Source organism: Octadecabacter sp. SW4, assembly GCF_008065155.1.
GTDB lineage: Bacteria > Pseudomonadota > Alphaproteobacteria > Rhodobacterales > Rhodobacteraceae > SW4.
In genome coordinates this window covers 347,713-361,290 of sequence record NZ_CP042819.1, presented here as the reverse complement: position 1 = coordinate 361,290, position 13,578 = coordinate 347,713, and the positions used below count along the sequence as shown (strand labels likewise).

The window sequence follows — 13,578 nt, the reverse complement described above, 5'->3', positions numbered from 1 at the left end:
GCCGGGCTTGGAAACACATCAGTGCAGTTGCGTGGAAAAGTCGATCCAGACGGCCTGATAATCTATCCCGCCCATGTTCATGTTGCGCCCGGCCGCTTCCATGTCGAGATTGCATCGCGCCGCCCAGCGGTGCCAGTTGGACGGGAGCAGAGCCAGCATCCGGCGCACGCCCAATTCGCGGCTGGTGCGCAGCATTTCCAGCACCAGCTTCATACGCACGCGATGGCGGATATTGGCAGGAATATCCTTGGCCACAAACCCGCGCGTGACTTCCCATGTGCCGCCGTCAATGGGGGCTTCGTCATACAGCAGATCGTCGGGAATCGAATCCAGCAAGCCGTTCTGCGCATCGCGGATCATATAGCTATAGATGCCGCAGCGCGCCGTGGTCGGGGTAAGCCGCACACCGGCAAGGACATTGCCCAGATCATCATAAACAGCCAACCAGCGGGACGCGGGGGTGTCATACTGATCAAACTCCATTCCCATCGTCTCGGGCAAGTCCCAGCCCTTTTTGACGATGAACGAATCGCGCCTAGCGCGCAATATATTGGCGAATAACTCGCCATGGTTGTGCATATTGGCGAACGAAAGTGTAGTGCTTTGCATCATTTCCTCCAGCAAAGTTAGGAAAACTAACCCGCCGGTCTATCTTAGAGAGGAGATGTTAAAGCAGTCTGTAGTCCCGTGCGCGTTGGATGGCTTCGGCAGTAGTGCGAGCGAGCAGACTCGTCCTGGCTGATGAAAGCCGCGCCTTGAGGGCGCTTTCTGAGATATTCAATCGTGCGGCGGCAGCTGCGTGACGATCTCCCTCGGCGATACACCGGAGGGCTTCGATTTGCGCTTTGGTAAGCGACGTGGGTGGTTCGGTTATGTCGTGTAAGTGCGAAATCTGTTCGGCAAATGCGCCGATTTCATCATCATTAAATTCACGGTCGTCACGGCACGCAGATGCAATCGTGCGGGATTTCATAGGGCCACAAGACACGGCCAGACCATAGACCATGCCAAACCCGCGGGCTTGTCCCAGAATGTCAAACGGATCGGGAATAGCGATCTCGCTCCAACGCGCGGTGCCCAATTCGCCAAATCCCCAAGCGATAATCGGGTCGCGCAACGCAAAGGCTTGCTCGGTATAAAGGTCGGTCCAGCCTTCGGGAAATGTTTGGTGATGCAACAGCGGCAAGGCAAAGCGAATATGCAACGCAAAAAAGAACCCTTTTGGCGCCAAGCGGGCCAATTCTTCGGTTTTAAGATCGATTCCAGAACGTAAAGACATGTCCTTTTAGACAAGTTGCATCAAATTCAGTCAACCTTAAATTGTATAGCGAAGTGTGGGAAATCAAAGGAGTAACAAGTGCAGACTTCAGATCAGGATTTATTCGAAAGGATCGCGGCGCTTGGGAAAGTGGATGTTGATCAACTGGTCGCCTATCTTGGCGCAAATATAACGGAAGACGAGGCCGATGCAGAGGTCAAGGATGACCGGCCGGTCGATGACTTTGGCTTCCCGTATCTTTCCTCGTGATGACACGCAAAGAAAAAGCCCCGACCGATTGGCGGGGCTTTTCTGATTCCATGTCAAAAGGCAGAGTTTACTCTGCAGCTTCCTCGGCCTCGAGGCGGGCCTTGTCGGCTGCACCCTTGGCATTCACGTCACGATCAACAAATTCGATGATCGCCATCGGTGCCATATCGCCGTAACGGAAACCGGCCTTGAGGACGCGGACGTAACCGCCATTGCGGTCCTTGTAACGGGGCCCAAGCACTTCAAACAATTTGGCAACATGCATGTCCTGCTTGAGGCGCGATGCAGCCTGACGGCGCGCATGCAGGTCGCCGCGCTTGCCCAGTGTGATCATCTTTTCGATGATGCGCTTGAGTTCTTTTGCCTTTGGCAAAGTTGTCTTGATTTGCTCATGTTCAATAAGCGAGCCTGCCATGTTCGCGAACAGCGCCTTGCGGTGTTCATGGGTGCGATTGAGGCGGCGGTAACCACGTGCGTGACGCATGATGAAGTCTCCATTTTGTATTAGGATGGGCCTAAGCGATGCGTGTCGCCGGCTCCGTTATTGGGGCGGAATTGCCCGGGTCGTTATCGGGCGGGGACACCCCCGCCCAGATTTCTTTAAAACTGGTCTTCGAATTTCTTGGCCAGGTCTTCAATGTTGTCCGGCGGCCAGTCTTCGACGTCCATGCCAAGGTGCAGACCCATGCCCGACAGCACTTCCTTGATCTCGTTCAAGGATTTGCGGCCAAAGTTGGGGGTGCGCAGCATTTCGGCTTCGGTTTTCTGGATCAGATCACCGATGTAGACGATATTGTCGTTCTTGAGGCAGTTGGCCGAACGGACCGACAGTTCAAGCTCGTCAACTTTCTTGAGCAGCAACGGGTTGAATTCCAGACCATCGTCGTCGGACTGGGCCTGCGCGCTTTCTGGCTCGTCGAAGTTCACAAAGATCGACAGCTGGTCCTGCAGGATGCGTGCGGCAAAGGCCACGGCATCATCGGGCGTGATGGATCCGTCCGTTTCGACTTTCATGGTCAGCTTGTCATAATCAAGCACCTGACCTTCGCGGGTCGGCTGCACGTCATAGCTGACCTTCTTGACCGGCGAATAGATCGCGTCGATGGCCATCATGCCGATGGGCGCATCTTCGGGCTTGTTCTTGTCAGCCGAGACATAGCCCTTACCGGTATTCACGGTCAGTTCCATATAAAGATCGGCGCCATCATCAAGGTGACACAGCACGTGATCCTTGTTCAGCACTTCGATGCCTGCACTTTCGGAAATATCGGCAGCGGTGACAACGCCCGGGCCTTTGGCCTGAACGGACAGACGCTTGGGGCCTTCGACTTCCATGCGGATCGCGACGCCCTTGAGGTTCAGCACGATATCGGTCACGTCTTCACGCACCCCAGCAACGCTGGAGAATTCGTGCAGCACATTGTCGATCTGCACGGTCGTGATAGCGGCGCCTTGCAGCGATGACATCAGGATACGGCGCAGCGCGTTGCCAAGGGTCAGACCAAAGCCGCGTTCCAGCGGTTCGGCAGTGACGGTTGCCTGACGGGTCGGGTCATTGCCCGGCTTGACGTCAAGCTGTGTAGGTTTAATGAGCTCAGCCCAATTCTTGTGGATCATACGTCCCTCCATCCTTGTTCACCTTTCATGTCCAAAAAAGGCAAACGCCCGAGGTTTCAAAATGACGGACTGGGGCCGCGCGAAAATGCACGACCCCAGCCAAATACTGGTGCTTAGACGCGACGGCGCTTGGGCGGACGGCAACCGTTATGGGCCATCGGGGTCACATCGCGGATGGATGTGACATTAAAGCCTGCGGCAGCCAAGGCGCGCAATGCGGATTCACGGCCGGAACCGGGACCCTGCACTTCGACTTCCAGCGTCTTAACGCCGTGGTCTTGCGCTTTCTTGGCAACGTCTTCGGCAGCCATTTGGGCAGCATAGGGTGTCGATTTGCGCGACCCCTTGAAACCCATTGTGCCAGCCGACGACCATGCAATGGCATTGCCCTGCACGTCCGAGATCAGGATTTTTGTGTTGTTGAAAGACGAGTTCACATGAGCAACGCCTGCGGCGATGTTCTTGGAGACCTTCTTTTTGGTGCGTTTGGTATCGCGTGCCATTGGTCAGACCCTCCCTTATTTCTTCTTGCCGGCAATGGCCTTAGCGGGGCCTTTGCGTGTGCGAGCGTTGGTGTGGGTGCGCTGACCGCGGACGGGCAGGTTACGACGGTGGCGCAGGCCACGGTAGCAGCCAAGGTCCATCAGGCGCTTGATGTTCATCTGGGTTTCGCGGCGCAAATCGCCTTCGACGGTGTAGTTTGCGTCGATGTGCTCGCGGATGGCCAGAACTTCGGCGTCGGACAATTCGTTGACACGACGGGTAACGTCGATCTTAACGGCTTCGCAGATTGCCTCTGCAGAAGTTGTGCCGATACCGGTGATATATGTGAGGGCGATTGGAACCCGCTTTGCAGTCGGGATGTTTACGCCGGCAATACGTGCCACGTGTGCAATTCCTTTTCGTTGCGGGTCCGTCATTCCAGACCCTTTTTTCACAACGGAAGCCCGGACCTATTGGCGCCGGGCTGCGTCATATCGAGGTGACCTGCGATTGTCGGGGGCGACCCGTTAACCGCAAATTGATTCCTTTGCAGGATGGGGCTGTTTATGGGCGTTGCGCCACGGGGTCAAGGGCTAACACAGCCCCCAGCGGCCCCTAATCGTAGAAGCAATATCTGGTCGGAATGCGATCCATTTCTTCGGGGAATTGGGTGCAAAGGTAATTCGTGCGCCACACCGCGCCTACGAAACTGCCAATCAAGAAAACAATGACCAAAAGCGCAGCGATCCCGGCCTTTTCCCAGCCCAATGCCAACGCCCTGCCCTATGCGCCCAGTGCATCCTTGATCTCGGCTGCCACAGACTCCATTGACCCCAGGCCATCAACCGACCTCAGATCGCCCTTGGCGTAGTAGTAGCCGATCAGGGGGCTGGTCTGTTTGTAATAGGCCAGCAGGCGGGTTTTCAGGCTTTCTTCGTTGTCGTCGGCGCGGCGGGTTTGGTCGGTGCTGCCGCAATTGGAACACTTGCCGTTCGCGGGCCAAGGCTTGGTTGCGTCGTTGTAAACTTCGCCGCAATTGCCGCAGGTCGAACGGGCGGTGATACGGGCGACGAGGGCATCATCATCCACCTGCATTTCGATCACGCAGTCCAGTTTATGACCCATGTCGTCCAGCAGGGCACCCAAGGCATCGGCCTGCGCCAAAGTGCGCGGAAAGCCATCAAAGATGAATCCGCCGGCGTGCGAGGTGTCTTCTAGCTGCTCACGGATCAGACCGATCACGATTTCATCGGTGACCAACTCGCCGCGGTCCATGACGCCAGCCACGGTTTTGCCCATCGCGGTGCCGCTGGTGCGGGCGGCGCGCAGCATGTCGCCAGTGGAAAGCTGCACCATGTCACGTTCATCCACGAGGATACGTGCTTGTGTGCCTTTACCCGCGCCGGGTGGTCCAAGAAGAATGATGTTCATCTGCGTGATGGTCCCTTTGACTTGTTCTTACCGCCACGCTTGCCGCGCAGCTGGGATTTTTCGATCAGCCCTTCATATTGGTGGGCCAACAGATGCGACTGGATCTGCTGGATCGTGTCCATACCCACAGAGACGATGATCAGCACCGATGTACCGCCAAAATAGAATGGAATCGAGAGTTGCGAGCGCAGAATCTCTGGCATGAGACTGACGAGTGCGAGATAGCCTGAACCAAGGACCAGGATGCGTGTCACAACATAGTCAAGGTATTCCGCCGTGCGTTTGCCCGGACGGATGCCGGGAACAAAGCCGTTTTGGTTCTTGAGGTTGTCGGCAACTTCATCCGTCTTGAACGCGACTTCCTTGGTGTAGAAGTAGGTGAAGAAAACGATCATCGAGGTGAAGAACAACAGATAAAGCGGCTGACCGGGGCCAAAGTAGGCCAGCAGCCATGACATAACGGGGCCGCCTTGGCCGCCACTGAACGTCGACAGGGTCGTGGGCAGCAACAGCAGGGCGCTTGCGAAAATCGCGGGAATAACACCTGCGGGGTTGACCTTGATGGGCAAGTGGCTGCTGCCACCATCATAGACCTTCATCCCGACTTGACGGCGCGGATACTGGATATGGATCTTGCGCAGGCTGCGCTCCATGAAGACGACAAATGTCAGCACGACAATCACCATCAGGATCACACCGACGATAACTGCAGGGCTGATCGCACCGGACCGTCCCTGGGACAGGAACTGCGCAATCGCAGCGGGGATTTCAGCGATGATGCCGACGAAAATGATCAGCGAAATACCATTGCCGATGCCGCGTGCGGTAATCTGCTCACCCAGCCACATCAGGAACATTGTGCCGCCCACAAGCGTGATCACGCAGGCCATGCGGAAATAGAGGCCCGGATCAGAGGCAAGCTCGCCCGCTTCAAGGCTGACCGCGAGGCCGTAGGCCTGGAACGTGGCCAGAACAACCGTGCCGTAGCGGGTATATTGGTTGAGCTTTTTGCGGCCCTGTTCGCCCTCTTTCTTGAGTTGCTTCAAAGGCTCCCACATCGCGCCCAAAAGCTGCACGATAATCGAGGCCGAGATATAGGGCATGATGCCCAGCGCAAAGATACCCATCCGCGACAGCGCGCCGCCCGTGAACATCGACAAGATGCCACCGATCCCTGCCGCTGCGTCCTCCATGAAGGATTGCAGGGCGATCGTGTCGATGCCCGGCACAGGGATATAGGTGCCAAGACGATAGACGATCAAAAGGCCAAGGGTGAAAAGGATACGCTGGCGCAGCTCGGTTGCCTTGCCAAAGGCCCCCCAGCTCATGTTGGATGCCATTTGCTCTGCTGCTGATGCCATTGGGGGCTCTCTTTTTTAATCAAGAACGCCGCCAGACGGTTCCCCGAGTGGCGGCGTTAGGAAAACTTAAAGAAGGATGTAGTGGCCCGAAGGGCCGCTCACAACCTATTATTCCGCCGCTTCTGCGGTTGGGGCAGTCACAACCAGCTTACCGCCGGCTTTTTCAACGGCCTCGACCGCGCCTTTGGAGGCACCAGTCACCGAAATCGTGACTTTCGACGTAACGTCGCCTTTGGCCAACACGCGGATACCGTCCAGCTTGCGACGGACCAAACCCGACGCGATCAGTGCATCCTCGTCGATGTCCTTTTTCACGTCGATCTTCTTTTCGTCGATGAATTTCTGGATCAGACCAAGGTTGATCACAGCGAACTTCTTGCGGTTCGGCTTGTTGAAGCCACGCTTTGGAAGACGCTGGTAGAGGGGCATCTGCCCGCCCTCATAGCCCTTGATCGCCACACCCGAGCGGGATTTCTGACCCTTGATACCACGGCCACCGGTCTTACCAGTGCCAGAGCCGGGGCCACGGCCGATCCGCTTGCGGGGTTTCGTTGCGCCATCATTGTCGCGCAGTTCGTTCAATTTAACCATTGTCGCTTCTCCTTTGGCCGGAACTGCCCCCCAGCGACGGGAGCGGGCAAACACGGCGTTACAGTTTTGAGTCGCGCACACGCGGTGCGGACTAGCGGCGTATAAGAGAGATGCGCTGCCATGACAAGCACAACCTCTCGGCTGCCTGCGCATGGACCTCGGGGTGGGTGCGAAGCGCCCTCCCCATGGGGGAGGTCCGGGCGCTGCCAAATCGGAGATTTGGCATTTTGATGCTACGGAAACCGCCAGATGAGCGTTTCAAGAACTTCATCGTTGGGGCCATATCTGGTCTGCCTGCCAAATATGTCTATCTCGCCGGTACGCGTGTCTTGAAAGACCAGAGCCATCCCTTTCTGAACAACCCGTCAACAAGGACCGCTTCGTTTCCCCAAAACCCTGTCAGCATCATTGTTTCATTCGTCGTTTGTTGAAGCAATAGACTATGGAGATGAACCCAATTCATGCGGCAAAAATGAAAACGCCCCGCAGTTTCCTGCAGGGCGTTCTGGATTTCAAACGTAACGTGGGTCTTGACCCACCTTACCCCTTTTCTTCGATGATTTTCACCATGTGGGGGATGCTCTCGACCATGCCGCGCACGGAAGGGGTGTCTTCCAGCTCGCGGGTGCGGTGCATCTTGTTCAGGCCAAGGCCAACCAGCGTTGCGCGCTGCTTGGCGGGGCGACGGATCGGAGAGCCGATCTGTTTGACGACGATCGTTTTTGCCATTGTTCCGGTTCCTTACGCTTCTGCCGCTTCGGCCGCGGGGGCTTCTTCGGTCTTGTTACCAAGAATGTCAGCGACCTTCTTGCCACGACGCTGCGCGACCGAGCGGGGTGATGTTTCTTTGGCCAGCCCGTCCAGTGTTGCCCGGATCATGTTGTAGGGGTTCTGCGAACCGATGGATTTCGACACAACGTCCTTGACGCCCAGCATTTCGAACACGGCACGCATTGGACCACCGGCGATGATCCCGGTCCCTTCCGGGGCTGTGCGCATCACGACCTTGCCAGCGCCATGACGGCCGTTCATGTCGTGGTGCAGGGTGCGGCCCTCGCGCAGGGGCACGCGGATCATGTTGCGCTTGGCTGCTTCGGTGGCCTTGCGGATCGCTTCGGGCACTTCCTTGGCTTTGCCCTTGCCAAACCCGACGCGGCCTTTCTGGTCGCCCACAACGACAAGCGCGGCAAAGCCGAAACGCTTACCACCCTTGACGGTCTTGGACACACGGTTGATCGCAACAAGGCGATCGGCGAATTCTGGGGTCTCGTCGCGGTCACGACGGTTCCCGCGTTGTTGTGGATCACGAGCCATGTGGCCCTCCTAGATTTGGTGGCTTGCGCCGGTTGTTTCAATCGCGGTGCCCCGAGGTCCGGGGCCCGGATCATCGGAGGGGCGTTGCCGCCCCTCGCAGAGTGGTAAGGTGGGTCTTGACCCACGTTACCCTTTAGATCTTCAAACCACCTTCGCGGGCAGCTTCGGCCAGAGCCTTGACCTTCCCGTGAAAGAGGAAACCGCCACGGTCGAAATAGGCTTCGGATACACCGGCCTTTTTCGCACGTTCCGCGATTGCAGCGCCGACCTTGGTCGCCGCTTCGACGTTGTTCTTGCCAACCACGCCCAGTGCCTTCTCGAGAGAGGAGGCCGAGGCGAGTGTGACGCCACTCACATCGTCGATCAGCTGCACGCTGATATTCTTGCTTGAACGGTGGACCGACAGGCGAGGACGCCCGGCGTTCACCTTGCGAAGTTTGTTCCGAACGCGCATGCGGCGTTTGATGAACAACTGTCTTTTCGTGTTTGCCATCTGTGCGTTCCTTACTTCTTCTTGCCTTCTTTGCGGAAGATGTATTCGTCCACATACTTGATGCCTTTGCCCTTGTAGGGCTCGGGCTTGCGCCATTCGCGGATATTTGCCGCTACCTGGCCAACAAGCTGTTGGTCGATACCTTCCACGATCACCTGGGTCTGCTTGGGGGCGGTGACGGTCACGCCGTCAGGCACCTCAAAGTTGACCTCGTGGGAATAGCCAAGCGACAGCTTCAGGGTGTTGCCCTGCATCTGTGCGCGATACCCCACACCGTTGATCTCGAGCTCTTTCTTAAAGCCGTCGGACACACCCGTCACAAGGTTGCTGACCATCGTGCGGGACATGCCCCACTGCTGGCGCGCGCGCTTGGATTTGCCGCGCGGATCAACGCTCACCGCACCGTCAGCGACAGTGATTGTGACGTCGTCCGTTGCGGTAAAGCTACGGGTGCCCTTGGGGCCTTTGACTTCGATGGTCTGGCCGGAGACTTTCGCCTCAACCCCGGAGGGCAGATCGACCGGCTTTTTGCCAATACGAGACATTACGCTCTCCTTAGAAGATTGTGCAAAGCACTTCGCCGCCAACTTTGGCCGCCCGCGCGTTTGCATCCGACATCACACCCTTCGAGGTGGAGACAATCGACACACCCAGACCCTGACGGACCTGTGGAATGTCATTGACGCCCATGTAAACGCGACGGCCGGGTTTGGAGACCCGCTTGAGTTCGCGAATGACAGGGGTGCCTTCATAATACTTGAGGCTGATTTCAAAGGCCGGGTGGCCGTTGACGTCCGTGCTGCTTTCGTAGCCGCGGATATAGCCTTCGTCTGCCAGCACATCCAGAACCCAAGCACGCAGCTTGGATGCAGGGGTCGCCACCGTGGACTTGCCACGCATTTGACCGTTGCGGATGCGGGTCAGCATATCACCGATAGGATCGTTCATTTATCTGATCTCCCTTACCAGCTTGACTTGACCATGCCGGGGATCTGGCCATTCGAGCCAAGGTCCCGCAGCGCGATCCGGCTGACTTTGAGCTTGCGGTAATAGGCGTGTGGACGCCCCGTCAGCTGACAGCGGTTGTGCAGACGCACCGCAGAGGAATTCCGCGGCAGTTTTGCAAGCTTCAGGCGGGCGGTGAACCGCTCTTCCATTGTCTTGCTTTCATCTTTCGCGATTTCTTTCAAAGCGGCGCGCTTGGCGGCGTATTTCGCTACCAGCTTTTCGCGCTTCTTTTCGCGTGCGATCATTGATTTCTTAGCCATGGTTTCTGATCCCTTAGCTGTTGAACGGCATGTTGAAATGCTTCAACAGCGCTTTGGCTTCTGCATCGGTCTGGGCCGTTGTGCAGATGACGATATCGAGGCCCCAGTTCTCATCAACTTTATCAAAGTTGATTTCGGGGAAGACGATGTGTTCCTTCATGCCCATAGCATAGTTGCCACGACCATCGAACGATTTGCCCGGCACACCGCGGAAGTCACGGATACGGGGCATTGCGACGGTGATCAGACGATCAAGGAAGTCATACATGCGGTCACCACGCAGGGTCACCTTGGCACCCAGTGGCATGTCTTCACGGACGCGGAAACCAGCGATGGATTTCTTTGCCTTGGTGATGACGGCCATCTGACCGGCGATTGCAGTCAGGTCTTCCTGAGCCGACTTGGCCTTTTTGGAGTCCTTCACGCTTTCAGCACCTGCGCCGATGTTCAGGACAATCTTGTCCAGACGCGGGATCTGCATGTCGTTCTTATAGCCGAATTCCTCTTTCATGGCAGCTTTGATGCTGTCCTTGAAAACGGTCTTCAGACGCGGGGTGTAGGTTGCGGTATCAAGCATCAGATCACATCCCCTGTTGTCTTGGCAAAACGGACCTTCGTGTCGCCGTCCATCTTGAAGCCGACGCGGGTCGCCTTGCCGTTCTTGTCAACGATTGCCAGATTGGACAGCTGGATCGGCATTGCCTGAGGCACGCGACCACCCTGATCGGTCTGGGATTGCTTGGTGTGACGGATCGCGATGTTCACGCCCGAAACAACTGCCTTGCCGGTCTGGGGGTTCACAGACGAAATTTCGCCTGTCTTGCCCCTGTCCTTGCCGGCCAGCACGATGACCTTGTCACCTTTTTTGAGTTTCGCAGCCATCAGAGCACCTCCGGAGCGAGCGAGATAATCTTCATGAAGTTCTTGCCGCGCAATTCGCGCACGACCGGCCCGAAGATACGGGTGCCGATCGGCTCGTTGTTGTTGTTGAGGATCACAGCAGCGTTGCTATCGAAACGGATTGCTGTGCCGTCATCACGACGAACTTCTTTGGCGGTGCGAACGACGACGGCCTTGCGGACATCACCCTTCTTCACACGGCCGCGTGGGATGGCTTCTTTCACCGAAACGACGATGATATCACCAACCGACGCATACCGGCGGTGCGAACCGCCGAGAACCTTGATGCACTGAACACGGCGCGCGCCGCTGTTGTCAGCAACATCCAGGTTGGTCTGCATCTGGATCATTTGTTTTCTCCGGACCTTTGGGGACCAATGTTCGGCCCCAGGGTTTCACTTGAACTGGACAGTCGCGCTGTTAGGCGATGACTTCCCAGCGTTTGGTTTTCGACTTGGGGGCACATTCCTGAATGCGGACTGTGTCGCCAACGTTGACGGCGTTCTTTTCGTCGTGCGCGCGATACTTCTTGGACTTACGGACAGTCTTGTGCAGCAGCGGGTGCTTGAAACGACGTTCAACAGACACGGTGACGGTCTGTTCGTTCTGGTTGCTGGTGACGACACCGGACAGGATACGCTTAGGCATTGATTAAGCCTCCTTGGCGGCGGCGGCCGCTTTTTCGTTCAGAATGGTTTTGACACGGGCCGCATTGCGACGCGCCTTGCGCATCTGCGACGAGTTTTCGATCGCGCCGGTTGCCTGCTGAAAACGCAGGTTGAAGGCTTCTTTTTTCAGATTGGCAAGCTCTTCCCGAAGCTGATCGGGCGTCTTGTCACGCAGTTCATTGGCTTTCATGCCATATTTCCTTTTCAACATCACCGGCAGGCCGCGCGAAAGCGTCACCCGAATCCCGATGGAGGGGGTAGAAGTGCGCCGTATAGGGGGGTGAAGGGGTGTTGGCAAGGGTGATGTTTAACCGGGTTTTGCCACTATAACGCACCAGAACCGACGGGCAGGTGCCAAGCGCCCGTCCCGTGGCGGCGGTTCGGACGCGACCCAAGCTGCGCTTGGGCAATGCAACCCTCTACTCGCCACCGTCAGTTTCATGCGCTATCAGACCCCATGACCCAAATCAAATCCCTCTTCGTGACCCGCCTTTACCACGCCGCCCTCTCCGAGCACGGCGCACCGATTGACCCTGCTGAGATGGAGGCGTCCTGCTATTCCATTGCCGAGGATGACGAGGCCGGGCAGGAATGGTGCGAGGCGAATGGTTATGCCGGTTATACATCCTATGCGTCCCTCACTGATCTACCTTGGCGCTTTCCGATTTTTGCCGATCTGGTGAAATCGCTTGATGCCCACGTGGCGGCATTCGCCAAGGACGCGGAATTTGATCTGGACGGGCGCAAGCTGGTGCTTGAGGACCTGTGGATCAATATCCTGCCCGAAGGCGGTATTCACACCAGCCACATCCACCCGCATTCCGTGGTCAGCGGCACCACCTATGTGGCCATGCCCGAAGGCGCGAGCGCACTGAAACTCGAAGACCCGCGCAGCCAGATGATGATGGCCGCCCCTGCCCGCCTGAAAGACGCGCGTGAAGAAATGCGCCAGTTCATCTATGTGGCGCCCGCCGTGGGTGATGTGCTGCTTTGGGAAAGCTGGCTGCGCCACGAGGTGCCGATGAATTTGAGTGAGGACGACCGGATTTCGGTGAGCTTCAATTACCGCTGGGAATAGCACCTTACGAGCCGTTTCGGTAAAATTTGCGCGGTTTTCATCAACGCCCCAAACCTTCTGTCAACGATTTGCGCGCCATAGTCGCCCCGTTATTGATGCAAAGGGGCCAGAATGGCGTTGCGGATTTTCTGGGTGGTATGCCTGCTGTGCCTTGGCGGCGCAGCGCAGGCCGAGGTTGGGTCGCTTTTCCCGACGGGTGCGCGCGGTGCCGTGCAACCCGCTGCCGCATCCAGTCTGTTTTTAGGCGCCAACACGGGCATGTTCGCCCCCGTGCAAGCGCGTGTCGTGGTGCCGCCTGGTCCACGCAGTTCGCCCACGGCACAACTGCTGTCGTTGATCGCGCAGGCCGAGGCTGGCCCCGCAGGCTATGACGCGGTGCAATACGGCGCGCGCGTCCCACCATCTGCCCCACCGACCCGGCTGACTTTGGCCGAGATTTATGCGTGGATCGATGCCACGCCCGGTCAACCCCACGCCATAGGGCGATATCAGTTCATTCCCAGCACCCTGCGACGACTAGCTGATGGTCAAGGGATGGGGCCTGACACGCCCTTTTCCCCGGAGGTGCAAGACCGGCTGGCAGTGATCTTGTTAGAGGACGCCGGATTGCAACAGTTTCAGGCCGGGACACTTGCGCGGGTCGATTTCATGCATAGCCTCGCCCGCATCTGGGCCGGACTGCCCTTGCCCGATGGATCGTCCTATTACGAAGGGCTGGCTGGCAATCGCGCGACAATGACATGGGCGCGGTTTGAAGACGGGATGGCGCGGATCTGGAGCGTTGAGGGGTAAGGCCCCTGCTGCACGATCATTCGCGCAAGGTTTGTCACACATTCCGCGATTTGC

At 57.3% G+C, this 13,578-nt stretch carries 23 protein-coding genes; 3 read left to right on the top strand and 20 right to left on the bottom strand.

The window, feature by feature from the left end; all coding sequences use genetic code 11:
• Positions 1-18 precede the first annotated feature (18 nt).
• Positions 19-609, bottom strand: coding sequence for an acyl-homoserine-lactone synthase (locus tag FTO60_RS01855; protein WP_148057013.1), 591 nt, complete (start codon positions 607-609; stop codon positions 19-21).
• Positions 610-667: 58 nt separating this feature from the next.
• Complete coding sequence (locus FTO60_RS01850; protein ID WP_148054373.1) at positions 668-1,279, bottom strand: autoinducer binding domain-containing protein; 612 nt, start codon at positions 1,277-1,279, stop codon at positions 668-670.
• A gap of 78 nt (positions 1,280-1,357) precedes the next feature.
• On the opposite strand from FTO60_RS01850, the gene FTO60_RS17575 reads away from it, so the two are divergent.
• Positions 1,358-1,528, top strand: a complete 171-nt coding sequence (locus tag FTO60_RS17575) for a hypothetical protein (protein ID WP_172623774.1) — start codon at positions 1,358-1,360, stop codon at positions 1,526-1,528.
• Between the two features lie 67 nt (positions 1,529-1,595).
• Here FTO60_RS17575 and rplQ read toward each other — a convergent pair whose 3' ends face one another.
• The 18 genes from rplQ to rpmC form a co-directional block, all read right to left on the bottom strand.
• On the bottom strand, positions 1,596-2,012 hold the full coding sequence (rplQ, locus tag FTO60_RS01845) for a 50S ribosomal protein L17 (RefSeq protein ID WP_148054372.1): 417 nt from the start codon (positions 2,010-2,012) through the stop codon (positions 1,596-1,598).
• A gap of 116 nt (positions 2,013-2,128) precedes the next feature.
• Entirely contained in the window at positions 2,129-3,145 is a 1,017-nt protein-coding gene (locus tag FTO60_RS01840; RefSeq protein ID WP_148054371.1) for a DNA-directed RNA polymerase subunit alpha, read from the bottom strand.
• A gap of 113 nt (positions 3,146-3,258) precedes the next feature.
• A complete protein-coding gene (gene rpsK / locus FTO60_RS01835) occupies positions 3,259-3,648 on the bottom strand; it encodes a 30S ribosomal protein S11 (protein WP_148054370.1) in 390 nt (129 codons plus the stop codon).
• A gap of 15 nt (positions 3,649-3,663) precedes the next feature.
• The gene (rpsM, locus tag FTO60_RS01830; protein ID WP_148054369.1) at positions 3,664-4,032 is read right to left on the bottom strand and encodes a 30S ribosomal protein S13; all 369 of its coding nucleotides are present in this window, start codon (positions 4,030-4,032) and stop codon (positions 3,664-3,666) included.
• 379 nt (positions 4,033-4,411) lie between these two features.
• Positions 4,412-5,059 (bottom strand): adenylate kinase, encoded by a 648-nt coding sequence (locus FTO60_RS01825; protein WP_148054368.1) that lies wholly within the window; start codon positions 5,057-5,059, stop codon positions 4,412-4,414.
• A complete protein-coding gene (gene secY / locus FTO60_RS01820) occupies positions 5,056-6,399 on the bottom strand; it encodes a preprotein translocase subunit SecY (protein ID WP_148057012.1) in 1,344 nt (447 codons plus the stop codon). Before secY ends, FTO60_RS01825 begins: the two co-directional genes overlap by 4 nt.
• A 129-nt stretch (positions 6,400-6,528) precedes the next feature.
• Positions 6,529-7,011 carry a 50S ribosomal protein L15 gene (rplO, locus tag FTO60_RS01815; protein WP_148054367.1) on the bottom strand — a complete coding sequence of 161 codons (483 nt, stop codon included), beginning with the start codon at positions 7,009-7,011 and terminating at the stop codon, positions 6,529-6,531.
• Positions 7,012-7,551: 540 nt separating this feature from the next.
• Positions 7,552-7,740 carry a 50S ribosomal protein L30 gene (gene rpmD, locus FTO60_RS01810; RefSeq protein ID WP_148054366.1) on the bottom strand — a complete coding sequence of 63 codons (189 nt, stop codon included), beginning with the start codon at positions 7,738-7,740 and terminating at the stop codon, positions 7,552-7,554.
• 12 nt (positions 7,741-7,752) lie between these two features.
• The gene (rpsE, locus tag FTO60_RS01805; RefSeq protein ID WP_148054365.1) at positions 7,753-8,325 is read right to left on the bottom strand and encodes a 30S ribosomal protein S5; all 573 of its coding nucleotides are present in this window, start codon (positions 8,323-8,325) and stop codon (positions 7,753-7,755) included.
• A 133-nt stretch (positions 8,326-8,458) separates the two neighbouring features.
• Positions 8,459-8,818 carry a 50S ribosomal protein L18 gene (gene rplR, locus FTO60_RS01800; RefSeq protein ID WP_148054364.1) on the bottom strand — a complete coding sequence of 120 codons (360 nt, stop codon included), beginning with the start codon at positions 8,816-8,818 and terminating at the stop codon, positions 8,459-8,461.
• Between the two features lie 11 nt (positions 8,819-8,829).
• Positions 8,830-9,363 carry a 50S ribosomal protein L6 gene (gene rplF / locus FTO60_RS01795; protein WP_148054363.1) on the bottom strand — a complete coding sequence of 178 codons (534 nt, stop codon included), beginning with the start codon at positions 9,361-9,363 and terminating at the stop codon, positions 8,830-8,832.
• A 10-nt stretch (positions 9,364-9,373) separates the two neighbouring features.
• Positions 9,374-9,766, bottom strand: coding sequence for a 30S ribosomal protein S8 (gene rpsH, locus FTO60_RS01790; protein ID WP_148054362.1), 393 nt, complete (start codon positions 9,764-9,766; stop codon positions 9,374-9,376).
• A 14-nt stretch (positions 9,767-9,780) separates the two neighbouring features.
• Complete coding sequence (rpsN, locus tag FTO60_RS01785) at positions 9,781-10,086, bottom strand: 30S ribosomal protein S14 (protein WP_148054361.1); 306 nt, start codon at positions 10,084-10,086, stop codon at positions 9,781-9,783.
• A 13-nt stretch (positions 10,087-10,099) separates the two neighbouring features.
• Positions 10,100-10,663 carry a 50S ribosomal protein L5 gene (rplE, locus tag FTO60_RS01780; protein ID WP_148054360.1) on the bottom strand — a complete coding sequence of 188 codons (564 nt, stop codon included), beginning with the start codon at positions 10,661-10,663 and terminating at the stop codon, positions 10,100-10,102.
• Positions 10,663-10,968 carry a 50S ribosomal protein L24 gene (rplX, locus tag FTO60_RS01775; RefSeq protein ID WP_148054359.1) on the bottom strand — a complete coding sequence of 102 codons (306 nt, stop codon included), beginning with the start codon at positions 10,966-10,968 and terminating at the stop codon, positions 10,663-10,665. The genes rplE and rplX overlap by 1 nt, the downstream gene beginning before the upstream one ends.
• On the bottom strand, positions 10,968-11,336 hold the full coding sequence (rplN, locus tag FTO60_RS01770; protein ID WP_148054358.1) for a 50S ribosomal protein L14: 369 nt from the start codon (positions 11,334-11,336) through the stop codon (positions 10,968-10,970). Before rplN ends, rplX begins: the two co-directional genes overlap by 1 nt.
• 70 nt (positions 11,337-11,406) lie before the next feature.
• A complete protein-coding gene (rpsQ, locus tag FTO60_RS01765; RefSeq protein WP_148054357.1) occupies positions 11,407-11,634 on the bottom strand; it encodes a 30S ribosomal protein S17 in 228 nt (75 codons plus the stop codon).
• A 3-nt stretch (positions 11,635-11,637) separates the two neighbouring features.
• Positions 11,638-11,844, bottom strand: coding sequence for a 50S ribosomal protein L29 (gene rpmC, locus FTO60_RS01760; protein WP_148057011.1), 207 nt, complete (start codon positions 11,842-11,844; stop codon positions 11,638-11,640).
• Between the two features lie 267 nt (positions 11,845-12,111).
• On the opposite strand from rpmC, the gene FTO60_RS01755 reads away from it, so the two are divergent.
• On the top strand, positions 12,112-12,732 hold the full coding sequence (locus FTO60_RS01755) for a 2OG-Fe(II) oxygenase family protein (RefSeq protein ID WP_148054356.1): 621 nt from the start codon (positions 12,112-12,114) through the stop codon (positions 12,730-12,732).
• A gap of 111 nt (positions 12,733-12,843) precedes the next feature.
• Positions 12,844-13,524 carry a hypothetical protein gene (locus tag FTO60_RS01750; protein ID WP_148054355.1) on the top strand — a complete coding sequence of 227 codons (681 nt, stop codon included), beginning with the start codon at positions 12,844-12,846 and terminating at the stop codon, positions 13,522-13,524.
• Positions 13,525-13,578: the final 54 nt, after the last annotated feature.